26 protein-coding genes are annotated in these 26,628 nt (G+C 65.7%); 11 read left to right on the top strand and 15 right to left on the bottom strand.

Features of this window, described 5'->3' with window-relative positions; all coding sequences use genetic code 11:
- Positions 1-265, top strand: a 265-nt coding sequence (locus tag IPU70_RS26440; protein WP_207466016.1) for an electron transfer flavoprotein subunit alpha/FixB family protein, incomplete at its 5' end; no start/stop codon positions are given.
- An 87-nt stretch (positions 266-352) separates the two neighbouring features.
- Here IPU70_RS26440 and IPU70_RS26435 read toward each other — a convergent pair.
- On the bottom strand, positions 353-1,084 hold the full coding sequence (locus IPU70_RS26435; RefSeq protein ID WP_207472089.1) for an enoyl-CoA hydratase/isomerase family protein: 732 nt from the start codon (positions 1,082-1,084) through the stop codon (positions 353-355).
- 79 nt (positions 1,085-1,163) lie between these two features.
- Between IPU70_RS26435 and IPU70_RS26430 the strand changes: the two genes are divergently transcribed.
- Positions 1,164-1,898, top strand: coding sequence for an IclR family transcriptional regulator (locus tag IPU70_RS26430; RefSeq protein ID WP_207472088.1), 735 nt, complete (start codon positions 1,164-1,166; stop codon positions 1,896-1,898).
- 8 nt (positions 1,899-1,906) lie between these two features.
- Here the strand turns inward: IPU70_RS26430 and IPU70_RS26425 are convergent, their stop codons facing one another.
- Both IPU70_RS26425 and IPU70_RS26420 read right to left on the bottom strand, forming a co-directional pair.
- The gene (locus tag IPU70_RS26425) at positions 1,907-2,710 is read right to left on the bottom strand and encodes an enoyl-CoA hydratase/isomerase family protein (protein WP_207472077.1); all 804 of its coding nucleotides are present in this window, start codon (positions 2,708-2,710) and stop codon (positions 1,907-1,909) included.
- A 20-nt stretch (positions 2,711-2,730) separates the two neighbouring features.
- On the bottom strand, positions 2,731-4,860 hold the full coding sequence (locus IPU70_RS26420; RefSeq protein ID WP_207472075.1) for an acetate--CoA ligase family protein: 2,130 nt from the start codon (positions 4,858-4,860) through the stop codon (positions 2,731-2,733).
- A 104-nt stretch (positions 4,861-4,964) separates the two neighbouring features.
- Here IPU70_RS26420 and IPU70_RS26415 point away from each other — a divergent pair, with 104 nt between their 5' ends.
- Genes IPU70_RS26415 through IPU70_RS26405 form a run of 3 tightly spaced genes read left to right on the top strand, consistent with a single transcriptional unit; the run spans position 4,965 to position 8,129 of the window.
- On the top strand, positions 4,965-5,930 hold the full coding sequence (locus IPU70_RS26415) for a tripartite tricarboxylate transporter substrate binding protein (RefSeq protein WP_207472073.1): 966 nt from the start codon (positions 4,965-4,967) through the stop codon (positions 5,928-5,930).
- Positions 5,931-5,942: 12 nt separating this feature from the next.
- The gene (locus tag IPU70_RS26410) at positions 5,943-7,100 is read left to right on the top strand and encodes an acyl-CoA dehydrogenase family protein (protein WP_207472071.1); all 1,158 of its coding nucleotides are present in this window, start codon (positions 5,943-5,945) and stop codon (positions 7,098-7,100) included.
- A gap of 30 nt (positions 7,101-7,130) precedes the next feature.
- Positions 7,131-8,129: a tripartite tricarboxylate transporter substrate binding protein gene (locus IPU70_RS26405; protein WP_013395561.1), complete on the top strand. Its 999-nt coding sequence runs from the start codon at positions 7,131-7,133 to the stop codon at positions 8,127-8,129.
- 89 nt (positions 8,130-8,218) lie between these two features.
- Here IPU70_RS26405 and IPU70_RS26400 read toward each other — a convergent pair whose 3' ends face one another.
- The 4 genes from IPU70_RS26400 to IPU70_RS26385 are packed head-to-tail and all read right to left on the bottom strand — an operon-like array spanning position 8,219 to position 11,309.
- Positions 8,219-9,373 carry a CaiB/BaiF CoA-transferase family protein gene (locus IPU70_RS26400; protein ID WP_207472062.1) on the bottom strand — a complete coding sequence of 385 codons (1,155 nt, stop codon included), beginning with the start codon at positions 9,371-9,373 and terminating at the stop codon, positions 8,219-8,221.
- A gap of 15 nt (positions 9,374-9,388) precedes the next feature.
- Complete coding sequence (locus tag IPU70_RS26395) at positions 9,389-9,808, bottom strand: MaoC/PaaZ C-terminal domain-containing protein (protein WP_207472058.1); 420 nt, start codon at positions 9,806-9,808, stop codon at positions 9,389-9,391.
- 10 nt (positions 9,809-9,818) lie between these two features.
- Positions 9,819-10,262, bottom strand: coding sequence for a MaoC family dehydratase N-terminal domain-containing protein (locus tag IPU70_RS26390; RefSeq protein WP_207472052.1), 444 nt, complete (start codon positions 10,260-10,262; stop codon positions 9,819-9,821).
- A gap of 42 nt (positions 10,263-10,304) precedes the next feature.
- The gene (locus tag IPU70_RS26385) at positions 10,305-11,309 is read right to left on the bottom strand and encodes a tripartite tricarboxylate transporter substrate binding protein (protein WP_207472045.1); all 1,005 of its coding nucleotides are present in this window, start codon (positions 11,307-11,309) and stop codon (positions 10,305-10,307) included.
- A 229-nt stretch (positions 11,310-11,538) separates the two neighbouring features.
- On the opposite strand from IPU70_RS26385, the gene IPU70_RS26380 reads away from it, so the two are divergent.
- The 6 genes from IPU70_RS26380 (at position 11,539) to IPU70_RS26355 (ending at position 17,647) form a co-directional block, all read left to right on the top strand.
- Positions 11,539-12,288, top strand: coding sequence for an SDR family NAD(P)-dependent oxidoreductase (locus tag IPU70_RS26380; protein WP_207472043.1), 750 nt, complete (start codon positions 11,539-11,541; stop codon positions 12,286-12,288).
- On the top strand, positions 12,281-13,456 hold the full coding sequence (locus tag IPU70_RS26375) for an acyl-CoA dehydrogenase family protein (protein ID WP_013395555.1): 1,176 nt from the start codon (positions 12,281-12,283) through the stop codon (positions 13,454-13,456). The genes IPU70_RS26380 and IPU70_RS26375 overlap by 8 nt, the downstream gene beginning before the upstream one ends.
- Complete coding sequence (locus tag IPU70_RS26370; protein ID WP_207472041.1) at positions 13,453-13,953, top strand: MaoC/PaaZ C-terminal domain-containing protein; 501 nt, start codon at positions 13,453-13,455, stop codon at positions 13,951-13,953. Before IPU70_RS26375 ends, IPU70_RS26370 begins: the two co-directional genes overlap by 4 nt.
- The gene (locus IPU70_RS26365) at positions 13,950-16,082 is read left to right on the top strand and encodes an acetate--CoA ligase family protein (RefSeq protein WP_207472039.1); all 2,133 of its coding nucleotides are present in this window, start codon (positions 13,950-13,952) and stop codon (positions 16,080-16,082) included. Before IPU70_RS26370 ends, IPU70_RS26365 begins: the two co-directional genes overlap by 4 nt.
- Positions 16,076-16,846, top strand: coding sequence for a citryl-CoA lyase (locus tag IPU70_RS26360; RefSeq protein ID WP_013395552.1), 771 nt, complete (start codon positions 16,076-16,078; stop codon positions 16,844-16,846). The genes IPU70_RS26365 and IPU70_RS26360 overlap by 7 nt, the downstream gene beginning before the upstream one ends.
- Positions 16,847-16,978: 132 nt before the next feature.
- Positions 16,979-17,647, top strand: a complete 669-nt coding sequence (locus IPU70_RS26355; RefSeq protein ID WP_013395551.1) for a Crp/Fnr family transcriptional regulator — start codon at positions 16,979-16,981, stop codon at positions 17,645-17,647.
- A 22-nt stretch (positions 17,648-17,669) separates the two neighbouring features.
- Here IPU70_RS26355 and IPU70_RS26350 read toward each other — a convergent pair whose 3' ends face one another.
- The 8 genes from IPU70_RS26350 to IPU70_RS26315 all read right to left on the bottom strand — a co-directional run bounded on the left by IPU70_RS26350 (position 17,670) and on the right by IPU70_RS26315 (position 26,528).
- On the bottom strand, positions 17,670-18,035 hold the full coding sequence (locus IPU70_RS26350; protein WP_207472038.1) for a DUF4286 family protein: 366 nt from the start codon (positions 18,033-18,035) through the stop codon (positions 17,670-17,672).
- The gene (locus IPU70_RS26345) at positions 18,032-19,708 is read right to left on the bottom strand and encodes an ATP-dependent acyl-CoA ligase (protein WP_207472037.1); all 1,677 of its coding nucleotides are present in this window, start codon (positions 19,706-19,708) and stop codon (positions 18,032-18,034) included. Before IPU70_RS26345 ends, IPU70_RS26350 begins: the two co-directional genes overlap by 4 nt.
- Before the next feature lie 9 nt (positions 19,709-19,717).
- Positions 19,718-20,734: a tripartite tricarboxylate transporter substrate binding protein gene (locus IPU70_RS26340; protein WP_207472036.1), complete on the bottom strand. Its 1,017-nt coding sequence runs from the start codon at positions 20,732-20,734 to the stop codon at positions 19,718-19,720.
- Positions 20,735-20,746: 12 nt separating this feature from the next.
- Positions 20,747-21,160: a Zn-ribbon domain-containing OB-fold protein gene (locus IPU70_RS26335; RefSeq protein ID WP_207472035.1), complete on the bottom strand. Its 414-nt coding sequence runs from the start codon at positions 21,158-21,160 to the stop codon at positions 20,747-20,749.
- Positions 21,157-22,326, bottom strand: coding sequence for a thiolase domain-containing protein (locus IPU70_RS26330; protein WP_207472034.1), 1,170 nt, complete (start codon positions 22,324-22,326; stop codon positions 21,157-21,159). Before IPU70_RS26330 ends, IPU70_RS26335 begins: the two co-directional genes overlap by 4 nt.
- A 170-nt stretch (positions 22,327-22,496) precedes the next feature.
- Positions 22,497-24,938, bottom strand: a complete 2,442-nt coding sequence (locus tag IPU70_RS26325; RefSeq protein WP_207472033.1) for a TonB-dependent siderophore receptor — start codon at positions 24,936-24,938, stop codon at positions 22,497-22,499.
- Positions 24,939-25,012: 74 nt separating this feature from the next.
- Complete coding sequence (locus IPU70_RS26320; protein WP_207472025.1) at positions 25,013-25,999, bottom strand: FecR domain-containing protein; 987 nt, start codon at positions 25,997-25,999, stop codon at positions 25,013-25,015.
- Between the two features lie 25 nt (positions 26,000-26,024).
- Positions 26,025-26,528, bottom strand: a complete 504-nt coding sequence (locus IPU70_RS26315; RefSeq protein ID WP_371819096.1) for a sigma-70 family RNA polymerase sigma factor — start codon at positions 26,526-26,528, stop codon at positions 26,025-26,027.
- Positions 26,529-26,628 lie beyond the last annotated feature (100 nt).

The raw sequence follows: 26,628 nt of genomic DNA, 5'->3' as shown, positions 1-26,628 counted from the left end.
GGCACTCGGCGCCTCGCGCGCCGCGGTTGACGCGGGCTATGCGCCTAACGACTGGCAAGTCGGTCAGACCGGCAAGATCGTCGCGCCGCAGCTGTATGTGGCGGTTGGTATCTCGGGTGCCATCCAGCACTTGGCCGGCATGAAGGACTCGAAGGTCATCGTCGCCATCAACAAGGATCCGGAAGCGCCGATTTTCGGCGTGGCCGATTATGGCCTGGTGGGCGATCTGTTCCAGGTCGTGCCTGAACTGACCGGCGCGCTGTAAGCGCCGGAATCCCGGCGCATCCTGGTCCCCGTCGTTGATGGCGCCGCGGCGGTGGGGAGCCTTTCCCCGCGCCGCCCGGCCTCGCGTTCACTGCGTGCGGGCATCGCCGCCTTTGGCCAGGATGGCCGTCATGTCTTGTTCGTAGCGATAGCCGTCGCGCAGGCTCATGTCCTCTATTGTGTTGAGCGTGTGCTTGGCCAGCCGCGTCGCGGCTGGTCGTTTCGACGCGATGCGGGAGGCCAGCTCGCGCGCAGCGGGCAGCAGGTCTGCGGCCGCCACGCAGGCTTCCACGATGCCCAGGCGGTACAACTCGGCGCCGGGTATGCGCTCGCCGGTAAGCATCATGCGCCGCGTGCGCGAATGCCCGAACAGCCGCATCGCGTGCCGTCCGCCACCCATGGCGCCGACGTCGATCTCGGGCAGGCCCAGGAGCGCTTCTTCCGAGGCGATCAGGATGTCGCACGATGCGGCGATGGCCAGGCCGGCGCCCAGTGCGGGGCCGTTGATGGCGGCGATGACCGGCTTGGCGCATTCCCGTATGGAGTGGAAGCACTCGCGCGTGCGCCGCGAATGCATGGTCAGGCCGCCCAGGCCGGCCGTGTTCTCGGCGCGCTGCTTGAGGTCGGCGCCCGCGCAAAAGATCTTGCCCGCGCCGGTCAGCACCACGACATGCACCTCGTCGAGGTCGGAGAGCTGGTCCATGGCCGTGGTCAGCTCATCATTGAGCTTGCGGCTGAGCGCGTTGACCGGAGGATTGTCCAAGGACAGCGTCGCAACGTGGTCCTGGATGTGCAGCTGCAATTGGGAGAATTGGTCCATCGGGAATGATCCTGATTGGTTGCGCATTATGATATGAGGCGCCCGCGACTTCCCTGCGGGCAGGTTTAGGAAACTTCAAATGGCTACCCTGATTCCGGCAACGAGCCGTACGTTGGCCGCCTTCGAGATATTTGCGCGCGAACGGCGCGAGCTGTCCAATTCGGAGATGGCGCGCCTGCTTTCCTTGCCCGACAGCAGTTGCTCGGATTTGCTCGGCACGATGCATGCGCTGGGCTACCTGATGCGCACGCCCCGCACGCGCCGCTTCTATCCCACCGCGCGGCTGTATGAGATCGCGCGCCAGATCGCGGAAAACGATCCCTTGGCCAAGTCGGCCAAGGAAGCCGTGCAGCAACTGGTCGAGAAAACCAACGAAAGCGCTTTTGTCGGCATGCTGGACCGTTCCGCCGTCAAGGTGGTGGCGGTGCTGCCTTGCCGGCGGCCGTTGCGCTACATCATGGAAGTCGGCGATCGCGCGGCGTTGCACGCCTCGGCCATAGGCAAGGCGCTGCTGGGTCAGCTCGACACGGACGAATTGCAGGCCCAGGTCAAGCAGCTCAAGCTGGAGGCCGTGACGCCGCATACGATCACCAGCGCGAAGAAGCTGATGACCGAGGTGGCGCAGGGGCGCAAGCAGGGCTGGTATGCCTCCGAGGGAGAGGGGGTCGAGGGCGTGACGGCCCTGGCCGTCGCGGGCGTCCTGGGCGAACTGCCGGTGGGGCTGTCGCTGGCAGGCCCCACCGACCGCGTCCACAAGCACCGCAAGGCCTACCTGCAGGCGTTGTTCGAGATACGCGACACCCTGTCGGGCTGAAGGCGTATTCATTGCCGCACGGGCCACTGGAAGGGCGGGCCCTTCTTATCGAAGAAGCGTTGCAGGGCCATGGCGTGGAAGTCGGCGCTCATTGCAACCCCTTGGCCGTCGCTTTCCAGCATGAGCATGGTTTGCAGGTCGCTGCGCAGGGATACGTTCAAGGCGCGCTTGGTGATGCTCAGGGCGACCGGTGAAGCCTGGGCAAGGCAGCGCGCGATGGCGCGCGCACGCTCGGGCAGGTCCTCGGCTGGCATCGTTTCCAACACCAATCCCAGCTCCCTGGCTTCCGTGGCGCCGAACTCGCGCGCCGAAAACAGCAGCTCCTTTGCGCGCTGCACCCCGACCAACCGGGGCAAGGTATAGAAGGTGCCAAAGTCGGCGACCGCGCCGAGGCGTCCGAAGGCCATGCAGAAGCGCGCGTCGTCGGCCGCCAGCACCAGGTCGCCGGTCAGCGCCAGGCCCAGGCCCGCGCCGTAGGCTACGCCCTGCACCGCGGAAATCACGGGCCGGTCGAAATCCAGCAGCGCCGAGACCAGGTCGTGTAGATCGACCAGCCTCTGGCGGCGGCCTTGCGCAGTCGCTTCACCGTCGGCGGCGCTGCTGCGCAGGGCCTTGAGGTCGCCGCCGGAGCAGAAGTTGCCGCCCGCGCCGGTCAGGATCAGGACCTTCAAATCACGGTCGTGACGGAGTTCGTGCACCAGTTTGCGCAGCGAGGTGCGCATGGCAATGTCGATGGCGTTCTTGGATTCCGGCCGGTTCAGCGTGATGGTGCCCACGCCGTCCTCGATTTCATATAGCAGGCCTTCGTACATGATGGTTGGTCCTTGTAGGGCTAGAGTCGTTCAGGGGTAGGGGAGGTCAAAAGCAGGGCGTCGAGCACCCAGGCGCCTTCGCCGGCGGGGCCGACCCAGACGGGGTTGAATTCGGCTTCCAGGATGTCGGGGCGGTCCGACACGAATTCGGCAAGCTGGATGACCAGGCGCACCAATGCATCGGTGTCCATCGGCGGGAGATTGCGGAATTGGCCCAGGTAGGCGCCATGCCGCAGGTCCGCCAGCATGTCATGCACATCGGCTGGCTGTATCGGCAAGACGCGGTGCGCGACGTCCTTGAGCAGCTCCACGAATATGCCGCCCAGCCCGATGGTGAGGACTCGGCCGTACATGGGATCGGTGCGGATCGCGATCAGCATTTCGCGCCCGGCGTCGTGCAGCATCTTCTCGACCAGCACGCCGTCGATGCGAGCGTCGGGACGTCGCGCCTGGACCTGGCTCACCATCCGCGTGTGGGCCTCGGCCGCTTGTCCTGGCGTGCGCACGTCCAGCCATACGCCGCCCACTTCGGTCTTGTGCAGGATCTGGGCGCTGACGATCTTCAGCGCCACCGGAAATCCCAACGCCTGCGCGGCGGCGGCAGTTTCTTCCGGGGAGCGGCACAGGCTGCCTTGTGGCACAGCAATGCCTGCTTCGCGCAGCATGGCTTTGGCGGCTGCCTCGGTGCAGGCCACGGCCGCGCCTGATCCTTCCCCCGAGGCCGCGGACATGGCGGGCGCTGCGGCCATCGCGCCTGGCAGCATGCGGCGCGGCGTCACTTTTCGTACCGCCGCCAATGCCGAACCTAGCGAAAGGAATGGCGCCAGACCGTGTTCTTCAAGCCGCAGAAAGCCGCTGCCCAGGCGACGGCTCATCCACACCGCAATGATGGGCCGGGACGCGCCGGCGGCGGCATCGATGATGGCCTGCGCGATGCCGTCGGTGAGCTCCCCATAGTCGGCCGGAATCGGCACGATGACCGCGCCCACATTGGGGTCCTGAGCCACCGTGCGCAGGCACGACGACAACCCTTCGATGCTGTTGAGCGCTTCGGCGGTCACGTCCACTGGATTGGCGATGGCCGCATATCCGGGCAGGCTCGCGCGCAGATGTTCGGTTGTTTCCGGCGCGAATTGCGCCAGGCGCAATCCCTGGAGTCCGATCTGGTCGGCGGCCATGGCGGCTGCGCCGCCCGAGAAGGTCACCACGGCCAGCTCGTCGGAAGTCGGAACGCTGCCGCTTGCGGCAAGGCGCGCCAGCGCGACCAGCTCGTCCATGTCGTGCGCCTCGATCGCGCCGAACTGCGCGAACATGGCGCTGTTGACTTCAGCCGTGCCTGCAATCGAGCCGGTGTGGGACTGAGCGGCGCGCACGCCATACTCGGAGCGGCCGATCTTGAGAATGATGACGGGCTTGCCGTGCGCGCGCGCCAGATCGAGAGCGGCGGCCAGGCGCTTGCCGTCCTTGATGCCCTCGAGCAGTACGGCGATGACGCCGATCTCGGGGTCGCGGGCCAGGTGAGCGATGAAATCCGGCGCGCCCAGATCGACTTCGTTGCCCGCGGACAGCCACAAGGCGGCGCCCGGACCGTACGACAGCCCCTGGACGATATTGCGTCCGGCCCCGCCGCCTTGGGTGACGATGCCGATGGTCCCCACGTTCTTGTCGGTCTTGAAGGCAGGGGAGATCGTCATGCCCATGCGGTCGCGGAAGTTCGACAGGCCAGGGCAATTCGGTCCGTAGACGCGCAACCCGGTCGACTCGCACAACGCCGCGATTTGTTGCTCCAGCGCCCGTCCTTCAGGGCCGGCCTCGCCGAAGCCGGAGGACATGACGATGGCATAGGGAATTCCGCGTGCGGCGCAATCGCGCAGCGCATCCATCACGTAGGCGGCGCGCAGGATGATCAGCGCCACGTCGATGTCGGCTTCCGGCAGGTCGGCAATCGACGGCCAGCAGCGGAACGGCCCGTCGCCGCGCATGGGCGGGTTCACGACGAAAAGCTCGCCCTCCATGCGCGAGTGCAAGGAGAGGTTCTCCAGCAGGCGGGCGCCTTCGCTGTTCGGCCTCTGCGATCCGAGCACCACGACCGCGTTGCGCGGTCGCACCAGCCTGGATAGATCGGGAAATCCACAATGCGACGCATGCATATTTACTCCGTAATTTCGTGGTAGTGTACGATCAGTCGTAATTAATTCTACAGCCTATCGAGGAAAATTACGATAATTCGTACTGATGAGGAGGGAGACCCGCCATGAAGCGATTTGCTGCCGCCGTATCCGTCTTGCTGTGCCTGGGCAGTGTGGCCACGCACGCGCAAAGTCCATCCACCTATCCCGCCAAGCCGGTGGCCCTGCTGGTCGGGTTCGGCGCCGGAGGCGGGACCGACCTGCTGGCCCGTTACTACGCCAAGTCCCTGGCCGACAAGCTGGGCCAACCCTTTGTGGTCGAGAACAAGACCGGGGCGGGAGGCGCGCTGGCGATCAATGCGGCCGTCAAGGCCCCTGCGGACGGCTACACCCTGTTGATGGGCACCACCGGCATCGCGGTGGACACCGCGCTGGGCAAGGCCAGCTACTCCTGGCAGCGCGATCTGGCGCCGGTCGCGATGCTGGGATATGCCAGCAATGTGCTGGTGGTGTCGCAAAAGTCCTCCATACACAGCGTGCAGGATCTGATCGCCGAGGCAGGGCGCCGCCACGTGACTTTCGGTTCGCCGGGCATCACCTCGTCGATGCACATGACGGGGGAATTGTTCAAGCAGATGGCCAAGGTGCGGATGACGCATGTGCCGTATCGCGCTGCGCCGCCCGCGGAACAAGCTTTGCTGGCGGGTGACGTCGACGTGCTGTTCGACAACATGGCGGGAGCCATGGCCTTTATCGAGGCGGGAAAGTTCCGTCCCATTGCCGTCAGCAGCGCGACGCGCAACGCCAGCCTGCCGGACGTGCCCACCATCGACGAGGCGGGGCTGAAGGGCTTTGAAACCACGGGCACCTTCTTCCTCATGGCGCCGGCGAAGACGCCGCCCGAAGTGATCGCCAGGCTGGCATCCAGCGTCGAGGAGATTTCGCGGGAACCGGAGACGCTGGCGTTCCTGGGCCGGCTTCAAATCACGGCGCTGCATGGCGGCAGCGAGGCCGTGTCCGCCTTCATGGAAGCCGAAGTGGCCAAGTGGACCAAGGTCGTGACAGCCCCGGATTTCGAGTCCGCCAAATAGGAGGCCGATGCCATGGACTTTTTGCTGGATTCCACGCAGCAGGCCTTGAAGGACTCGCTCGCACGATATCTGGAGGCCGAGGTCGCGCCGCTGGTCGAACGATACGAAGCGGCCAAGGAAGTCGTGCCGCGTTCCGTCGTGCGTGCCATGCGCGACTATGGGCTGATCGGCGGGCTGCTGCCCGAAGCGGACGGGGGCTTCGGCCTGCCCATGACCACCTATGGCACGCTGATCGCCGAAGTGGCCAGCACCTGGCCGTCGTTGCGCGGCATGCTCAGCGTCAGCAATCTGGCGGCGTCGGTGCTGGCGGGCGCGGGCAGCGCGGGCTTGCGGGAGAAATACCTGCCCGCCATCCTGGATGGACGGGCGATCTGCTGTTTTGCGTTGAGCGAACCAGGGATCGGCTCGGATGCCGCGAACGTGCAGACGCGGGTCGAGCGCATGCCGTCCGGCGGTTGGCGGATCAACGGCCGCAAGATCTACATTACCAACGGGCCGATCTGCGACCTGGGCATCGTCTTTGCGCGCAACGTGACCGGCGAGGGCGCCGGCGGCGTTTCGTGCCTGGTCTTCGAAAGCGGCATGCCGGGATTCTCCTGCAGCCCGATAGGGAAAATGGGCATGCATTGCTGCCCACTCGGCGAACTGCTGTTCGAGGATGTCGAGGTCCCGGCAGAGAACCTGATCGGAGAGCCCGGCCAGGCATTTTCGATCGCGAAGAAGTATCTCAACATCGGACGCTCCGTGGTGGCGTTCGCCGCGCTCGGGATCGCCGAGTCTTCGCTGCAGGCAGCCCTGCGCTTTGCGCGCGAACGAGAGCAGTTCGGGCGGCCCATAGGCGGGTTCCAGTTGGTGCAGCAAATGGTCGCCGACATGATGACGCAGGTAGAGACCTCGCGGCTGCTGGCCTACCGGTCGGCCGACGCGCTGGACCGCGGCCTGCCCGACAACGCCGTCCTGTGCGCGATGGCCAAGCGCCATGCCAGTGATGCGGCGCTGCGCGTGGCGGAGCTCGCTCTGCAAGTCCACGGCGGGGCTGGCTACACCTCCCTGTTTCCCGTGGAGAGACATTACCGCGATGCCAGGCATCTGAGCATCGGCGAAGGAACCAACCAGATCATTGGATTGCTGATCGCGCAAAGCGCCCTCGGCATCTCCGCGCTTCGCTAAGCGTTTTCGCTGTTTTCCCAAGGAAATGACATGTCCATGAATCCAGGCCGGCGCCGCGCCGCGTCCACCGTCCTATGCTCTCTGTTTGCTGGTTGGCTGTTCGCCGCTGGAGCGGCGCAGGCCGCGCCGGCTTATCCCGATAAGCCGGTACGGCTGATCGTGCCTTTCGCGGCCGGCGGATTTTCCGATGTGCTGACGCGGGTGGTCGGCGCCGCGTTGGCGCAGAAGTGGGGGCAGCCGGTGGTCGTGGAAAACCGCGCTGGCGCCAACGGTGTCATCGGCACCACCGCCGCGGCGCGCGCGGCGCCCGACGGCTACACCCTGCTGATTGCGCTGGATTCGCACGTCAGCAACAACTTCCTGGTGAAATCGCTGCCGTACGACACCATGAAGGACTTCTCTCCCATCGCCTTTCTGGGCACGGCGCCCATGGTGTTGATGGCCAACCCGGGGTTCGCAGCCAACAACGTCGCGGACGTGGTGCGGTTGGCCAAAGCCCAGCCGAACACGGTCAACTATGGCACCTTGGGTTCGGGCAGCCAGATCCACATGGCCGCGCGCATGCTGGAGACCGCGGCCGATGTCCAGATGACGCCGGTTCCGTACAAAGGCGGCGGCCCGGCCGTCAGCGACCTGATGGCCGGGCATATCCAGCTGCTGTTCGCCTCGGTGACCTCGGCGCTGCCCGTCATACAGCAACACCGCGCCAAGGCCTTGGCGGTGGTCTTTCCCAAGCGCCTGGCGGCTTTGCCGGATGTACCCACCATGGCCGAGCAGGGCTACCCCGGCGTGGAGAAAGTGGGGTTCTGGTTTGGCGTCATGGCGCCTGCCGGCACGCCTGCATCCATCATCGAGAAAGTGCAGGCCGACCTCGCGGACGTCGTGGCGCAGCCCGATGTGGCCAAGCGCCTGGCGGATATGGGGTTGCAGATGCAGCCCATGGGCCCGGCCGAGTTCGGCAACTTCGTGCAAGCGGAACTCGCCCGTTGGGCGGATCTGGTCAAGCGCGAGAACCTGTCGCCTCAGTAGCGCGTGGACTAAGTCCGATAAAAAGGGAGTGACATCGTCACTCCCTTTTTTTTGCCGCGCTACCTGGCTCGCGTCGGCGCCGCAGCGCGTCAAGCCGCTTCGGAGGCGAGCCACACGGCCGCAGGCCCTTGGCCGGTCAGCAGATCGAGGATGGCTTGGGTGTGCTGGCCGGCCCGGGGGACCGCTCCCGGCTGCGCGCGTGCGCCGTCGAAACGAGGCGCAGGCGCCGCTTGCAGGCAGCCGTCGCGCTCGAAGTAGGTGGCGCGCGCCAGGTTATGGGGATCGCGGGCTGCTTCGTCGGGGCTCAGGACGGGCATCACGCACGCGTCGCTGTCCTTGAAGACAGTCTGCCATTCGGCGCGGGAGCGGCCGGCGAACAGCGCTTGCAGGCGTTGTTTGCGTTCCGGCCAGCGGGCTTTGTCCCATTGCGGCGTAAACCCGGGATCGCCAGCCAGTCCCAGCCGTTCGAGCAGCAGGTCATAGAACTGCGGTTCGATGCAGCCGACCGTGATGTAGCCGCCGTCGGCGCAGCCATAGGACGCATAAAAGGGCGCGGCGTTGGGCAGGCTATGGTCGAGGTCATCGTTCACGATGCCCTTGCTGCGCGCCGCCAGCAAGAGCTGCATCGAATGCGCCGATCCGTCGCTGACCGCGGCGTCCACCACGCAGCCCTGGCCGGTGCGGCGCGCCTGCAGCACGCCACCGAGCAGTCCGACGGCCAGGTACAAGGCGCCGCCGGCGATGTCGCCCACCACGGAGAAGGGCGTGGCGGGCGCAGCCGCGGAAGTTCCCGCGTGCCACAACGCGCCGGACAGGGCGATGTAATTGGCGTCATGCCCGGCGAGATGCGCCATGGGGCCATGCTGGCCCCAGCCGGTCATGCGGCCGTAGACCAGCCGCGGATTGCGCGCCCGGCAGATGTCCGGTCCCAGTCCCAGGCGTTCGGCGACGCCGGGGCGCATGCCCTCGATGAACACGTCGGCATGCTCGATCAGGCTCAACAAGGTGTCGCGGCCGCCGGGCGTCTTGACGTCGAGCGCGATCGCCCGCTTGCCGCGCTGGATGCAATTCTCGTAGCCGATGCTGCCCGCCCGTCCGTCAGGCCGCTGGACCGAGATGACGTCCGCGCCCAGGTCGGCGAGGTGCATGGCGCAGAACGGGCCGGGCCCGATGCCCGCGAGTTCGACCACCCGCACGCCGCGCAGTACTCCATCCTTGCTTGATACGACATTTGCTTCTTGCATGTTGGTCTTGTCCGTTCAGTCCAGGTTGATGACGGCTTCGCCGACGATCTTGTTGACGCCGTGCTGATCGGCGCAGCTCAGCGTGACGCGCACGCGCTGTTCGCCGTCCTCCACCATCTTCTCGGCGACCCGCGCGCTGCACAACGGTTCGGCACCCAGCTGCATGATGCCGGTAAAGCGCATCGCCAGTCGGCGGATGCGCTGCTGCGGCACCCAATCGGTCAGCAGGCGGCCGACATAGGCCGCCGACAGCATGCCGTGCGCGAAGACGTCAGTCGCGCCGGCGCTGCGCGCGTAATCGAGGTCGATGTGCATCGGATGGTGGTCGGCCGAGGCGCCTGCATAAAGCGCCAGGGTCTTGCGGGAGATTGGCGGGATCTTCAGCGCGGGCAGGGAATCCCCCACGGCGATCGAGGCGTAGGCAGGAATGTCCATGGTGTCTCCTTCAGTCGTTGCGCTGGACGACGATGGCGCGCAGGTCGGCAATATGCCAGCCGTGCTGATTGGTCACGCGCGTATCCTTGACCAGGAAGTCGAGCGCGCCGCCTTTCTTCTGATAGACGTCGGCGACGGTCAGGTCGAAGGTCAGGGTATCTCCGGCGTACGCCATGGCGTGGTAGCTGAATTGCTGTTCGCCATGCAGGACCCGGCTTTCGTCCAGGCGGGTGAGGCGGGCCGTGCCTATCGAATCGAAGGCGTCGATCTCCAGGCAGAAAAGGAAGGTGGGTGGAACCGGCAGGCGCGGATGTCCGGCCGCCCGCGCCGCCTCTTCATCCAGGTACACCGGGTTGGTCTCGCCTATCGCCTTGGCGAAGAAGCGCAGGCGGCCGCGCTCCACCAGGATGCTGCGCGTGCCCAGCGACTGGCCGATAAGATTCCTGTCGAGCAAGATGTTCTCCTTTGGTTTGAATGCAGAGCCAACACGGCGCGGTCAGCTGGCCCTGGCGCCGGTGCGCTCGATGATGGCTTTCCACTTGATTCGTTCGCTGCGCACCAGTTCGTCGAACTTTTCGCCTCCCAGGTTCAGCGGCGTGCCGCCCATGGTGGAAAGCGAGGTGATCACCGCCGGATCCTGCAGCGCGCGCGCCACCTCCTCCTGCCAGCGGTCGATCATGGCCTTGGGCGTTCCAGCGGGGAAGAACAGGCCGATCCAGGACATCGACTCCGCCTTCGGATAGCCGGCCTCGGCGATGGTCGGGACGTCGGGCAGCAGGCTCAGCCGCGTGGCGCTGGTGACTGCCAGGGCGCGCAGCTTTCCGCTCTGAATGTGTCCCAGCGTGGTGGCTGGATAGTCGAACGAGGCATCGACCTGTCCGCCCAGCAAATCATTGATGGCCGGCGGGCTGCCGCGATAGGGCACGTTGACGTATTTGATTCCGGCCACGGTCTGGAACAGTTCGGCCTCCAGGTGGGTGGCGGTGCCATTGCCGGCATTGGCCATCGTGATGGTGCCGGGGTGTTCGTTCGCATAGGCCACCAGTTCCTTGACCGTGCGATAGGGACGGCCGGCATTGACCACCAGCACGTTGGGCAGCGCGATGACGCCATGCACGGCGACAAAGTCCTTTTCTGGATTGAAGCTGATGGATTGGTACAAGTACTGATTGGTGGCCTGAGTTCCCTGCGTGCCCATCAGCAGGGTGTAGCCGTCGGGCTTGGCCCGGGCGACGTGCTCGGCCGCAGGGTTGCCGCCTGCGCCCGGCCGGTTCTCGACCACCACGGGTTGGCCCAGTCCTTTCGATACCTTGCTGGCGATCAGGCGGCTTACCTGATCGGTGATGCCGCCGGCAGGACCCGCGGAAACAATGGTCATCGCGCGGGCGGGGTACGTATCGGCAGATGCGGACGCCGATGCCATCGATAGCCCCACCGCAAGCGCCAGCGCAATGCGCCGGATCGGGTGGGGAAGTTGATGGCCGGGATTGTGGTTTTGCATGGGTGTCTCCTCCAGTCTCTTGAAAAAAACGGTTGGAATGTACTCCGGCATTTCGTATAGTACTACGAGCAGGCGGAGTATTAGCTTTTTTTCCTGCCCTGTCCATAGCAGTTTCAAGGGACGGAAAAGACTTGCGCTCCGACTCATATCCGCGCGGCGCGACGCACGCAGCGCGATCGTTGATGGCCCTCTTTGGGTCACCTCTTTTTCCATTGAAGCTGGAGACTGTATGGATCTGAAACTGAAAGGCCGCGTGGCAATCGTCACGGGTTCGGCGCGCGGGATCGGAGCGGAGACCGCCCGTTTTCTCGCCACGGAAGGCATGGCCGTCGTGATCAGCGACCTGGACCAGGACGCCGCGCAAGCGATGGCCGGCGCCATCGAAGCCGAGGGCGGCCGGGCGGTAGGGGTGCGTTGCGACGTGCGCGAGCAGGAGCAGGTGCAGGCCATGGTGGCGGCCGGTTATGAGGCTTTCGGCCGCATCGACGTATTGGTCAACAATGCAGGCCTGGTGAAAGACCGCACACTGCTCAAGATGGACGAGGCCGATTGGGATTTGGTGATCGACGTCACGCTCAAAGGCGCGTTCCATTGCTGCCGCGCGGCGCTGCCGCACATGCACGAGAACGGGTGGGGACGCATCATCAACATCGCCTCGCGCGCGCTGTTCGGCAACCCCGGCCAGACCAACTATTCGAGCGCCAAGGCTGGCATCATAGGCATGACGCGGGCCTTGTCGCAGGAGCAGGCGCGCAAGGGCGTGACGGTGAACGCCATCGCGCCGGGCTTCATCGAGACCGACTACATCAAGAGCCTGCCGAACTACAGCACGATCCTGGAGAACGTGCAGGCCAAGAACCAGGTCCCGTTCGCGGGCCAGCCCTCGGACATAGCGGGCGCCGTGGCGTTCATGGCTTCGGAGCATGCCCGCTACATCACTGGCACCACGCTCTTCGTGACGGGAGGCCGCTATGGTTGAACTGGATCCGGACGGCCTTTCGAGCGAGCACGGTCTGTTGCGCGACAACATCCGCCGCTTCCTGAAAACGCGCGTCAACCCCATCATCAACCAACATGAAGCCGCCAAGACCTTTCCCTTCGAAGTACTGGGAGAACTGCGCGACTTCGGCTACCTCGGCGGCTATCTGCCTGAATCCTCGGGCGGCTTGGGTATCGATTACCTGACCTGGGCCATCATGATGGAGGAGGCGGGCTACTGCTGGCTTTCGCTGCGGGCGCTGATCAACGGCCTGAATATCGTGGGCGGCATTCTCGACGCCTATGGCACCGAGGAACAGAAGGAACGGTTTCTTCAGCCGCTGTTGCGCAATGAACGGCGCACCTACGTCTCGATTTCCGAGCCGGATGTGGGATCGAACGTGGCCGAAGTCAAAACGCGCGCGGACAAGCAGGGCGACCATTACGTACTGAACGGCAGCAAGCTGTGGGTGACCAATGGTATGTTCGCCGACTTCGGCATCGTCGTCGCGCGCACGTTCAGCGATACCTGCCAGGGCGGCCTGTCGCTGTTCCTCGTGGAGAAGGCCCATACGCGCTTCGATGCGCGTCCGGTGGACACCATGTTCGTGCGCAGCACCGGGACCGCGGCCTACACCTTCGACAATGCCCAGGTACCCGCGGCCAACCTGCTCGGCCAGGAAGGAGAAGGCCTGCGGCAGATTCTCATCGGGCTCAATTTCGGGCGTCTCAACGTGGCGATGGGGGCGGTGGGCGCGGCGCAATGCGCGCTGGACCTGTCCATCGACTACGCGCGCACCCGCAAGCAGTTCGGGCAGCCCATTGCAGCCTATCAACTGGTGCAGCGCCACATCGTCGAGATGACGATGAAGACGCAGGCGGCGCGCGCCTTGGGCTACCGCGCAGCGCGCGCCATGCAAGCGGGCCTGCCGGCGCGCGTCGAGGGCTCGGTGGCCAAGCTGTACGCGACCGAGGCCGCGCATCAGGTTGCCAATCACGCCCTGCAGGTGCACGGCGGCATTGGCTATGCCACCGACTATCCGATAGAACGGATTTTCCGCGATACGCGCGGGGGAATGATTCCGGAAGGAACCACCGAGATCCAGACGCTCATCATCGGGCGCGAAATCCTGGGCATTTCGGCATTGAAGACTGGAGAACGCGCATGAATGATTCCAATCCTCTGCAAGATATCGCGCAGACGGCAATCTATTGGGAAGACCTGCCGGCCGGCACCCGCTACCGGACGTCTTCGCGCACCATTACCGAGGCCGACGTGGTGGCCTTTGCCGCGCTGACCGGCGATTCCAACCGTCTGCACGTCGACGCCGAGTACGCCAAAGGGACCTTGTTCGGGCAGCGCATCGCGCACGGCATGCTGGTCGCATCCTACATGGCGGGGCTGACCTCGCGTTCTATTCCGTATCAGCTGACCGAGGCCGCGGTGCTCGGCGTGCTGGAGAACCGCCTCAAGTATCCCAAGCCGACCTTGATAGGCGACACGCTGCACGTCGAGATCGAGGTGATGGAGCAGAAGCCGACCAGCCGCCCCGACCGCGGCCTGATCAGCTTCCTGCGCAAGGGTGTCAACCAGCGTGGCGAAACCGTCTGCGAGATGGAGGCCGTTTGCCTGCTCAAGCGCCGGCCGTCGGAGGAACAGGCATGAGCGGGCCCGACATCCGATTCGCGGACTTGTCGCGGCTGGTGCTGCCGCAGTCCATCGTGCTGGTGGGAGCGTCCGAGAAGCCGGGCAGCATCGGCCAGCGTACCTTGGAGAACCTCATGGTTCATTCCGGCTGGCAGGGCCGGCTTTCCTTGGTCAACCCCGCCCGCCAGAGCATCGCGGGCCGGCCTTGCGCGCCTTCGGTGCGCGATCTGGACCAGCCGCACGACGTGGCCATTCTGGCCGTGCGCGCGGAACTGGTGCTGGACACGCTGCGCCAGTGCGGCGAGTGCGGAACGCGCTATGCCATCGTCTTCAGCTCGGGCTTTGGCGAGACGGGTGACGCGGGCCGCGCGCTGGAGGCCGAGATGCGGAAAATTGTTGCCGATACGGGCATGCGCATCTACGGACCGAATAGCCCTGGGCTGACTAACGTCAATGGAAGGTTGGGCATGAGTTTTTCCCCTGCATTCCGTACCGACCAACGGCCCGGGCCGATAGGCGTGGCCTCTCAGGGCGGGGGGCTGGGCCGCTCGTTCATCCAGGCGATGGACCGCGGCGTGGGCACGGGCCTGTGGTTTTCGGGGGGCAACGAGGCCGACCTGGAGGTCAGCGACTACATCCACTACATGGCGGACGCGCCCGACATCGAGGTCATCGTCAGTGTTCTGGAGGGCGTGCGGGACGGGCCGCGCTTCATGGCTGCGGCCTTGCACGCTGCCCGGCGCGGCAAACCCATTGTTGCGCTGAAGGTCGGCAAGTCTGACTACGGCATCAAGGCGACGCAGTCGCACACCGCGGCAATATCGGGCTCGGCGGAGATCAACAGCGCCGTCTTCAAGGAGGTTGGCGTCATCGAGGTCGATGACGTCGACCAGTTGATCGATACGGCCTCCATGTTGGTGCGCGGCAAGCCCACCGGCCGCGAACGCATTGCCGTGTACTGCTTTTCGGGCGGAACGGCGGCGTTGGCTTCGGACCAGATAGGCCTGGGCGGCCTGGTCATGTCGGAATTCACGCCGCAGACGCTGCAGACGCTGCGCACCATGCTGCCGGACTACGCCGCCATCGACAATCCGGTAGACGTGACCGCGGAGGTGCTGGTCGATCCGACGCTCACCTACTCGGCCTTGAAGGCGACGGCGGAGGATCCCAATACCGATCTGGTCGTCGTGCCCATTCCCGTGGAGTACGGGCAGACCACCACGCTGCTGGGCGAGAGCATGGCCCGGGTGCAGCGGGAAGTGAAGACGCCGATCGTGCCGATCTGGATGAGCGACCGGACCGGCGAAGGGCATAGGCACATGATAGAAGGCGGCTTGATGCCGATGCGTTCGGTGCGCAATGCCGTCAAGGCCATGCGGCGCTACATCGACTATGGAAATTGGAGGGCGGCGTTCGATGCCGCGTGGAATCCGCTGGGCCGGTCGCGTCCGGCGGCCGCGACGGCCACGCTGAGCGAGGTGGACGCCAAGGCCTTGCTGGGGCGGGCCGGCCTGCCGGTGCCGCGCGGAGAAGTCGCCCGCACGCCTGACGAGGCCGCGCGCGCGTTCGAGGTCTTGCGGTGCGACGGCGTGGTCATGAAGGTGATCAGCTCGACCATCACGCACAAAACCGACGTCGGCGGCGTGCAGCTGGGTGTGCGGTCGCCGGACGCGGCGCGCGCCGCGCATACGCGGATATGCGAACAGGTGGCCCAGGCGCACCCGGATCATGCCAATCAAGGCGTGCTGGTCGAAGCCATGCTGCCGGGGAGGTTCGTCGAGGTCGTGGTCGGCATCCATCGGGATCCGGTTTTCGGCCATGTTTGCACGTTCGGCTTGGGCGGCGTCAGTATCGAGTTGTTCAAGGACGTCAGCCGCCGGCTGCTGCCGCTGACGTCCCAGGCTGCGCGGGCCATGATCGCCGAAACCCGCTGCAGCCAGCTGCTGAATGGATATCGCGGCCAGGAACCGTATGACGTGGATGCGCTGGTCGAGGCCCTGGTGAAAATGAGCGATTTCGTCGCCGGGCATGCCGACAGGATCGAGGAGCTGGAAATCAACCCCCTGGCCGTGCGGCCTCGCGGGCAGGGCGTGATGGCGCTGGATGCAGTGCTGAGCTTTGACGCAACGGAGAAGAAGACATGGTGAAGACGGATATAGGCTACACCACGGTGGATGCCATCGTGGTGCGCGGACGCGACCTGTCCAAGGAGATCATCGGCAAGTTCGATTTCATCGACATGATCTACCACACGACCTTCGCGCGCATGCCCAGCGCGCGTGAAAAGACCATGGTGACCGCCATACTGGTCACCACGGCGGACCATGGCATCACGCCCAGTTCGCTGGCGGCGCGCCTGACCTACGCGGGCGCGCCCGAGGCCATGCAGGCCGCCGTCGCGGCGGGGTTGCTGGGCGCGGGCAGCGTGTTCCTGGGCACCATGCAGAACGCCGCCGAGATGTTGATCGAGGCGGGGCGCGAGCTGGGTCCGGACGCAAGCGACGGCGCGGTGCGCGACGCGGCGAGAGCGCTGATCCAGCGCTACAAGCAGGAGCGGCGGCCCTTGTACGGCGTGGGCCATCCCATCCACGTCAATGGCGACCCGAGGGTGGCGACGCTGCGCGAGCTGTCGCGCGCCAATGATTACTACGGCGTGCATTGGCGTCTGATGGACGCGATCAGCGAGGTCCTGATCCAGGAGAAGGGCAAGAAGCTGCCCTTGAACGCGGTGGGCGCGATCGCCTCGATCGTTGCCGACATGGAACTGGATCCGATGGTGGCGCGGGGTCTGGCCCTGGTGGGCCGCTCGGCTGGCTTGCTGGCGCATCTGGTCGAAGAGAAGACGCAGCCGATCGGCAGGGCAGCCTGGGAACTTGTGCTGCAGGACGACCCGCGCAACGAAGTGCCTTGACGGGTCGGGCGGCCGGCCCTGGCCGGCCGCCGCGTGACTTCTCCGGGAAAGCGATGATGCGGCAGATCCATCCCTCGTGGAAAAACCTGTGTTGCGCGCTCTAGAATGAGCCTCGAGCAGGAGGAGGCGAGGATGTGGGATACCGCGTTGGACGGGCTTTCCGAGGCCCAGCGGCAGCATATCGGGGAATGCATGACGCGGCGTGAACTGGCTCCCCGGACGGTGCTGCTGCGGCAGGGATCCAAGGCCGGATGCATCAGTGTGATCGTCAGCGGGCGGATGCGCAGCGTCCAGGTCGCCCGCGATGGCAGGGAATCCAGCAACGTGTTCGGCAGGAACGCCATGCTGGGCGTGATATCGACCATGCTCGACGAACCGGCCTTTGCGTCGCTGGAAACCCTGGACCGGACGGTGGTGGCGCAGCTCGATCGCGCCAACCTGCTGCGCCTGATGGAAACAATGCCGCGCCTATCGCTGAACATCGCCATGACCTTGGCGCGCTTTGGCGCCACCAGCGTGCAGCGCCGCTATCGCGCCGAAGAGCAGACGCCGCTGCAGCTTGCCCAGGTCCTGTGCGAACTGGCCACGCTCGACGGCGCGGGACCGCGTGGCGAAATCCATGGCCTGACCCAGCAGGACCTGGCCGCCATGGTGCATGCTTCGCGCAGCTGGGTGGCCACCAAGCTCGGCCATCTGGAAGCGCTGGGCCTGCTGGATTACCGGCGCGCCATCATCGTCATTCCGGATCTGGACGCGCTGGCCAGCTACAGCCGCGGGCTATGGCAGCCTCCGCGGCGCTGAAAGCCGCCTGGGGCGGTGGGCGCTAGCAGGCGTAAACGATGCCGCCGGCAGGCCCCGCCGTGAACACAGGCGTGGCCGCCGTAAACGCATAGACGATGCGGTGCTCGTCCAGCGCGTCGCACATGCGCATGGCGGGCGTGCCGGCGCGCGACAGCAGATCATCCAGCGTGCCTTGCAGGTCCTCGGTTTCGATCTCCAGTATGGTCATGTAGCGCCAAGACTGGGGATACCGCTTCGCCTGCGCATGCGACCACGCATAGCGCTGGCCGGACACGAAGCCAGGCACGCGCATGACGTCCGGCATGTGCGTGTTCATATACCAATCGTCGAATTCCTCTTCCCGTCCTTCGACGGGGTTGGTGAAGACCACTAGTTTGTGCCTGGTCATGGTTCCTGCCTCTCGATTGCGGCGGGGAGCGGCCGCTGGCTGTCCCACAGGTTTTGCAGGTTGGATTCGGCGCGCGCGCGCAGTTTGTACTTCTCGACTTTGTTGGTCAGCGTCAGGGGCAGCTCGGCGACGAACTCGACAAAGCGCGGAACCATGAACTTGCTCATGTTTTCCTGGCAGTACCTGACCAGTTCATCGGCTGCCAGCGCCTGGCCGTCGCGCAGGATGACCGAGGCCGCGACCTCGTCTTCGGTGAATTCGGAGCGCACCGGATAGACTGCCGCCTGGCGTATGGCCGGGTGGGCCTGGAGGATGCTCTCCACTTCGTAGGCCGAGATGTTCTCGCCCCGGCGCCGGATCGCGTCTTTCTTGCGGTCGGTGAAATGCAGGTAGCCGTCGGCATCGATGCGGCCGCGGTCGCCGGTATGGAACCAGCCATTGCGGTGCGCGGCGATCGTGGCCTCGGGCATCTTGTAATAGCCCAGCGGCGTTGCCCAGGGCTGTTCGACGCGCAACAGGATTTCGCCGGAGGCTCCGGCGGGGACATCGAAATCGTCATCGTCGACGACCCGCAGCCGGACGTTGTCGCGTGCAAGGCCCACGCTGAAGATCTTTTCAGCAGGCGCGTCCAGGGGACTCCAGGTGGCGGCGCAGTAGTCGCTGAGCGCGTAGCCATTGAGCACCTTGATGCCGAAGCGTCGTTCGAAATCGTGAACAAAGGGCGGTGGCGGCGCCAGCGAGCAGACCCGGACCTGGTGTTCTGGATCGCGCCCGTCGGGCGGTTGGGCATACAGGAAGTTACCGACCGCGCCGATGGCGTTGAAGCGGGTGGCGCCGGCTGCGCGCACCTCATCCCAGAAGCGGCTGGCGGAAAAACGCCGGGCCAGCGCGATGGCGCTGCCCGCCATGAGCGCGGTGGTCATGCCCAGCAGCAGTGCATTGGCGTGGAACAGCGGCAGGAAAACATAGTCGACGTCGTCGGGCCGGAAATGGCGATAGCGTATGTTCTGTTCGCCCCAGAAGTGGGCGCAGGCATGCGTGATCATGATGGCCTTGGACGGGCCGGTGGTGCCTGACGTGTAGAGCAGGTAGGCGAGGTCGTCGAAGCGCACGGACGAATCAGGCGCTTCATCGCAGGCCGCATCGGCCGCAAAGGCATGGATCGAGGCGGCGGCCGCCAGCCGTTGCGCGGCCGCGCCAGCGTGGCCGACGATGAAAATGCGCTTCAGGCGAGGCAAGTCGGCAATGATGTCGCAAAGCGACCCGGCCAGGCTGTCCGACACGACGATCGCCGAACAGTCGGCATGGTCCAGGTAGTAGCGCAGCAGTTGGCCTTTCGCGGCGGTATTGATCGGCACCGATACGGCGCCCAGTTTGCCTAGCGCGGCGTAGCAGAAGACCTGGGCGGCGCAGTTTTCCAGCATCACCGCGACATGGTCGCGATGGGCGATACCCTGGGCCTGCAGCGCCTGAGCGATGCCATTGCTGCGGCGGTGCAGGTCCATATAGGTATGGAGGCTGCCGTCCGCCATGTCGCGCAGGAAAATGTCGGAACCGTTGGCCGCCGCGCGCCTGGCGATGATGTGGCCGGTGGTCCAGTGCCGCATGTCGCCGAGCGCGGCGCGGACGTCAATGGCGGAGGCAGGAGGGGTGATGCGCCGTGAATGCTCCATGATTCTGGTTCAGCCTTGTTTGGGTTTGATGAATCCCGCCTCGCGCAGCAGCGCCGACCAGCGCGCCTGTTCGGCGGCAGCTTCGGCCGGCCAGGCGTCGGGCCCCATGAAGGAAGGCTCCACGCCCTGTTCGCGGGCGAACTCGCGGAACTCGGCGCTCGTGGTGACGGCGCGCATGCCATCGGCCAGCGCGGCAATGGCTGCCTGCGGCGTGCCGCTACGCACGAACGCGGCGTTCCACGACACGAAGCCGAATCCCGTGGCGCCGGCTTCGGCCAGCGTGGGAATTTCCGGCACGGCCAGGGAGCGCGTCGGGCCGCTGACTCCCAGCGCGTTGAGCTTGCCGGCGCGCACCATCGGCGCAACGCCAGCGATGGCCGCGGCAACGGCGTCCACGTGACCGGCCGCGGCATCCGTTATGGCCTGGGAGGTGCTGGTGTAGGGAACGATGTTGAAACGCACGCCAGTGGTTGATTTCAGCGCGGTCGCGACCGCCATGGCCGCGGACCCGGAAATGGCGATATCCACGCTGCCGCCTTGGCGCCGGTTCAAATCGATCAGCTCGCGCAGGCTGGTGAATGGCGCATGCTTGCTGGCCGCAAACAGCCACATGGCGCTGGAGCAGCGCGCGACCGGTTGGAAGTCGCGCAGCGGCACATAGGGCGCAGAGTCCAGCATCTCGGTGTTGTAGAGAAACGGCGGGCCGGTGAACAGCACGGTGTGGCCGTCGGCGGGGGCCTGCAACACGGCCCGGGTGCCTACGACGCCGTCGGCGCCGGCCTTGTTCTCGACTATTACAGTGACCCCCCACAGGCCGGTAAGCTTGGCGGCGATGAAACGCGCCACCGCATCGGCCGCGGTGCCGGCCGTGTACGGCACCAGCAGCGTGAGGCGCTGCGCGGGAAAAACGGTTTTCTGAGCAAGGGCGCCGCGGCCCAGCATCAGCGCCGGGATGGCGGCCAGCAGCGCGCGGCGGGTACTGTTGGGCCGGTGCGAGGCGTCTTGGCCGATGGATTGGATTTTCATGCGGCGTCTCCTTCAGTCAGGCATGACGGTGAATACAGGGGCGCAGCGTCCCTCGGGAGCGGGCCGGAATGCGGCACGCACGTCCATGCCGATGCGCAGGCGGTCGAGATCGCAGTCAACGATATTGGTGAGCAACAGCGGTCCTTCTGCCAATTGCACGTAGGCGATGGCGTACGGCTGCGTTGCGGCGCGCATGATGCTGAAGGAATACAGGGTGCCGCTGCCCTGCGCGTCGATCCAATCCAGCGAGGCCGAGCCGCACAGCGGGCAGATGCCGCGCGGATACCAATGACATTGCCCGCAGGCGGGGCAGCGCGGCAGCACGAAGCGGCCTTGTGCCGCGGCTTCCCAGAACGGCAGGGTTTCCGGGTTGGCCTGCGCGTAGGGATCCTGCTCCAGGTTCTTGGCGTGGTTTTCCATGTTCATTCGCGCTCCAGGATGACGGTGGCATGCGAGTGGCCTATGCCGAAAACCAGGCCGGGGCCGGCGGCCAGGGCCAAATCGCAGTTGGGGACTTGTACGGCGGGATGGGCTTCGCCGCGCAGTTGGCGCACGGCTTCGATGGCCTTGGTGATGCCGCCGCGATTAGCCGGGTGGTTGTTGCAGAGTCCGCCGCCGTCGGTGTTCCAAGGCAGCCGTCCGACACCCGATATCAGGTTGCCGTCGGCGACAAAGCGCCCGCCTGCGCCTTTTTCGCAGAAGCCCAGGTCTTCGAGCTGCATGATCACCATGATGGTGAAGTTGTCGTACACCGACGCATACTTGATGTCGCGCGGCGTAATTCCCGCCTCGGAAAAGGCCGCCGGGCCCGAGCGCGTTGCGCCCGTGTGGAGCATGTCGGCGTGGTGGCCGCCGTTGTTGGTGCGTATGGTTTCGCCGCAGCCCAGCACCCGGATGCGCGGACGGGAAAGGCTGCGCGCCACCTCGGGCGCGGCCAGCACCAGCGCGCCGCCGCCATCGGTGATGACGCAGCAGTCCAGCCGGCGCAGTGGATCCGCGATCATGGGGGAGGCCAGCACGTCGTCGACGCTATACACCTTGCGCAGCAACGCGTGCGGGTTGTGCTGCGCGTGATGCGAAGCCGCGACCTTGACCCAGGCCAGTTGCTCGGGAGTGGTGCCGTACTCATGCATGTGGCGGCGCGCGAAATTGCCGTAGATGCCTGCGACGGTCCAGCGGTAGGGAGCTTCCCAGGCCGCCGCGGGGCGGTCTGGTCCTAGTTGACGCGCTTCCGTGCCGGTTGCCTGGCCTGCGCTGCGCGGCTTGCCCGCGAGCGTGATGAGCGCCACGCGGCATTTCCCGCTGGCAATAGCCTGCGCGGCGTGGCCGATCAGCGCCAGATACGATCCGCCACCGATTTCGGTGCCGTCGACGTGGCGCAACCGCAGATTCATATGATCGACAAGCATGGCGGGGCTCACGCCTGCGTCGCCGGCACAGAAGTAGCCGTCCACGTCGGCCAGGCTCAGGCCGGCATCGGCCAGCGCGCCCAGCGCGCATTCGGCATGCAGTTGCGCCACGGAATGTTGGGGGGCGTGGCGCAGAGGATGTTCGTAGGCGCCGACGATGTAGGCTTTGCCGCGTATGCTCAAGATGGTCTCCGATGGCCGTGGTTCCTGCAGGGAGGACGGGTCGGAGACAATCTACGAGGGTTTGCAGTGGGCTGTCTGTTTACTTCTTGACAGAGTGCCGCGGCGGGACTCGGCGCGGCTGGGGGGTGGACGCATCGGTTGGTCGCCTCACGCGACAAGGCGTTGCAGGTTTACCATCGATAACTCACGGACCCGATCACCCGCCTCGGTTCTCCATAAAAGCACCCATAGGTGCAGTTTCCGATGTAGGTCTTGTCCGCCAGGTTGGTGCCGTTGAGCGCCAGGCGCCAGGGGCCGGTGCTGTAGCTGATCATGGCGTCGAACAGCGTGAAGGCGGGCACGTCGGCGTTGGTCTGGCTGCGCGTGCTGCCCACATAGCGCATGCCGGCGCCTGCCTTCAGGCCGGGCAGCCCGAAACGGCTGAAGCTGTAGTCGGCCCAGACCGAGAGCTGGTTGTACGGGACGCCGGGAGTGCGTTGCCCTTCCAACTCAGGCTGCAAGGGGCTGGAGCGCGTGGTCCGGGCGTCGGTATAGGCGTAGGCGGCGATGAGGTTGAGGTCGCGGGTGAGGGCCGAGCGGACTTCGAACTCGAATCCGCGCGAGCGGACTTCGCCCGCCTGCACCGAATACGTCATCGTCGGATCGGAAGGATCGGCGACCAGCTGGTTCTTGCGGGTGATCTGGTAAAGGGCCGCCGACACCAGGGTGCTGGAGCCTGGCGGCTGGTAGCGCAGGCCGGCCTCGTATTGCTGGCCAGTGGTCGGCTTGAAGCGGCCGCCGGTGCGATCGTTGCCTTCGGTGGGTTCGAAGGACTCGCTGTAGCTCAGGAAGGGCGCAAGGCCATTGGGGGCGAGATAGACCAATCCGGCCCGCCCGGTGAAGGCCTTGCTCTTCTCGTTGTCGGCGGTCTTTTCGCCCGTGAAGAAGTTGCTCGAGTCGAACCGTACCCAATCCTGGCGTCCGCCGAGCAGCACCACCCACTGGTCCGCGATTTTCATCTGGTCCTGGAAGTACAGGCCCAGCCGGTTGGTATCGCTTTTCCAGGAATAGGGGTTTTGCGTTTCGACGCCGCCTATCGGCAAGCCATAGACAGGGTCGTAGAGGTCGATGTTGCCGAGCTCGCGCTGATAGCGCTCGGATTCGTGGTGGGCCACGGAATAGTCGAGACCGGCAAGAAAGGTGTGTTCCACCGGGCCCGTGCGCAGCTGGTACTGCAGCGATGTGTCCGAGACGACGCCTGAAGAGCGGTCCCAACGCGGCGCTGCGCCCCGATAGGCGGTAGTGCGGCCGTCGTCCTGCAGGCCGCTGATCCAGGCCGAGCGGTACTCGTTGCTGGCATGCATGTAGCGCAGGCTGTTGCGCAGCTTCATCTGGTCGTTGAATGCATGTTCGAACAGATAGCCGACCGAGTAGCGCTCCAGGTCGAACTTGTCGTAGCCAGGCTCGCCGGTGAATCTGTCGCGCGGAATCTTGCCGTTGGGGTTGGGCAGTATGGTGCCGCTTTCGGGCAGGCCGTAGACGTAGCCGGTGCGGTCCTTCTGGTAGTCGGCGAGCAGCGTCAGCGTCGTGGCGGCGCTAGGCCGCCAGGTCAGCGCGGGCGCCACAAAGGCCCGGCGATCCGGAACGTGGTCGATGAAGGTGTCGGCGTCGCGGCCCAGGAAGGTCAGTCGGTACGACCAGACGCCGGCTTCGTCCAGCGGTCCGCCGAAATCGCCGGACACCTGCTTGCGGTCGAAGCTGCCGGTTTCGACATTCAGCTCGCGCAGCGCCGTGGCGGTCGGCCGCTTGCTGATGGTGTTGATGATGCCGCCGGGCGCCGCCGCGCCGTAAAGCACCGAAGACGCGCCCTTGAGCACTTCGATGCGTTCCAGGCCATAGGGCTCCTGCTGGCCGTTGAAGATGTTGACGGTGTACTTGGTGCCGTCGCGGTACTGGTTGCCGTTGCCGTCGAGCTGGAAGCCGCGGACGAGCAGCGTGTCCGAGGTGCGATCCAGCCCTTCCGAGCGGTTGACCCCGGCGACGTAGCCCAGCGCGTCTTGCAGGTTCTGCGGCTTGAGCATTTCGATTTCCTCGGCGCCGACGACGGTGATGGATTGCGGCGTCTCCATCAGCGGCGTGTCGGTCTTGGTGCCGGTGGCGCTGCGCGTGGCCGCGTAGCCGTAGAAGGGGCCTGCGGCGGTTTCATGCGCGCCGACTACCTCGACGGCAGAAAGCACCTGGGCGCCGCTGGGCCGTAGCACATAGCCGCCGCTGGGCCGCGCGGTGGCCTCGAAACCGGTGCCTGCCAGCAATGCCTGCAAGCCGCCCTGCGCCGTGTAGCGGCCCTGGATTCCCTTGCTTTGGAGGCCGTTGGTCTGCTCGGTCGAGAAGGACAGCATCAGGCCGGACTCACGGCCGTAGCGGTTGAGCGCGGCCGTCAACGGACCGGCGGGGATGTCGTAGTAGCGTTGTTCCTCCGCGGCCTGCGCTTGCGCCATGGGGGCGCCTATGGCAAGCGGGGCGATGGCGGCGCAACCCGGCAGGCCGCGCATGGCGATGCTGGCCAGGGCGTGCAGGCGCAGGCGCCTGGCCACCGGAATGGAAGTCGTTGGTGTCGGGCGGTTCAAACCCATATGCAGTTCCCCGGAGCAAGAATGAAGGCAATGTGTGGTCCTACTCTTCTTGCCCCGCGAAAATCGAAAAGGGATCAACCGCTGCGATTCTTTCCGGCCGGACGGGACCGGACGGTCACCCAATAGCGGGTGAGGTAGCTCAGGCTGACGGGCAGGGTGTCGGCGAGCATGTCCAGGACGCGGTCGGTGTCGGCGGTGGGATAGGTGCCCGTGACCTTGAGATGGGCCACTGTTTCGTCCCAGGTCAGGCGTCCGGCGCGATAGCGTGCAAGTTCGGCCAGGAATGCCGGCAGAGGCATGTCCTGGGCGACGATGATGCCTTGCGTCCAGGCCAGCGTGTCTTCGTTGGCGAAGCCCACCGCGCTAGCGGCATGGCGTCCGAGCCTGCCTTGCTGTCCGGCCTGTAAAAGAGCTGGCGCGCCGCTGGCTGGAGCCAGTTCCACGGCGCCTTCGAATACGGCGACCAGGCTTTCCGCGCTGCTGCGTCCGTCCAGGTCGCGTACGGAAAAGCGCGTGCCCAGGGCGCGGATGCTGCCTTGGCCGGTGTGCACGATGAAGGGACGAGGGCCGCCCGCCGCTGGATCCGGCGCGGTGGTGACCAGTAGCTCGCCGCTGATGAGGCGCAACGCGCGCGCTGTCTGCGAAAACTGGATATCGATGGCGGTGCCGGCGTTGAGCGCGACCTGGGTGCCGTCGGGAAGCACACGGTTCAGAAGCTCGCCCGTGCCGGTCCGGTTATCGGACGTCCAGCGCCGCCAGGTACGCTGTTCGTCCAGCATCGAGCCCGCGCCGCCGGCAAAGACGGCAAGCGCCAGCGCCTTGACGAGCCTGCGCCGCGCGAGGGAGCCGGGCGCGCTGAGGGCCGCTCGGGCCAAGGGGGCGGGCACGCCCTGCAATTTGGCTTGAAAGCCTTCGACATGCTGCCATGCCCGTTCGTGTTCGGGATCCGCCGCGCGCCATTCCCGCCAGCGCCGAAGCGTGTCAGAGGCTACGCTGTCCGCCTGAAGTTCGACCAGCCATTGCGCTGCCTGAAGACGGACGCTGGCGGCGATGGGGGTCATGGGCCGGGTTCCTTGCAACTCGGGGTCACGCGAAGCAGCAGTGCGCCAAAGCCTTGGCGATGTAGCGCTTGACCGTGGGAACCGACACCCCGAGTTCGATCGCGATCTCGCTTTGGCGCTTGCCGTCGATCTGGGACAGCAGAAATGCTTGCCTCACCAGCCGGGGCAGGGCGTCGAGCAGGCGATCGATCTCGAGCAGGGTTTCGAACAGGATTGCCTGGGTTTCCGGCGATGGCGTCTGCGGTTCCGGCAGAAGCGCCAGCGCTTCCAGGTAAGCCTGCTCGATGCGCTGGCGGCGGCGCAGATTCAGGACCAGCCCGTGCGCGATAGTGGTCAGCAGCGCGCGCGGCTCGCGTATTTCGGGCAAGGCATCCTTGGCAAGCAGGCGCACGAACGTGTCATGCGCCAGGTCGGCGGCGCTGCCGGCATCGCCGAGCTTGCGCCGCAGCCAGCCTTTCAGCCAACCGCCGTGGTCAATGTACAGACCTTCAATGTTCTGCTGCGGTAACGCGAATTTGTTGGCCGGCACGGCAAGTCCCCCACCGCGCATCGGGCCTGGATTCGGCCGGCATCAGTGTTTATGAGAATAATTCTTATTATATAACATGAGCACTTGCCGATCGATGAGA

Source organism: Achromobacter sp. SD115, from assembly GCF_017355315.1.
Taxonomy (GTDB): Bacteria; Pseudomonadota; Gammaproteobacteria; order Burkholderiales; family Burkholderiaceae_B; genus Achromobacter; species Achromobacter xylosoxidans_B.
The sequence above is the reverse complement of the archived record's forward strand: the minus strand, read 5'-3'. Positions and strand labels throughout refer to the sequence as shown.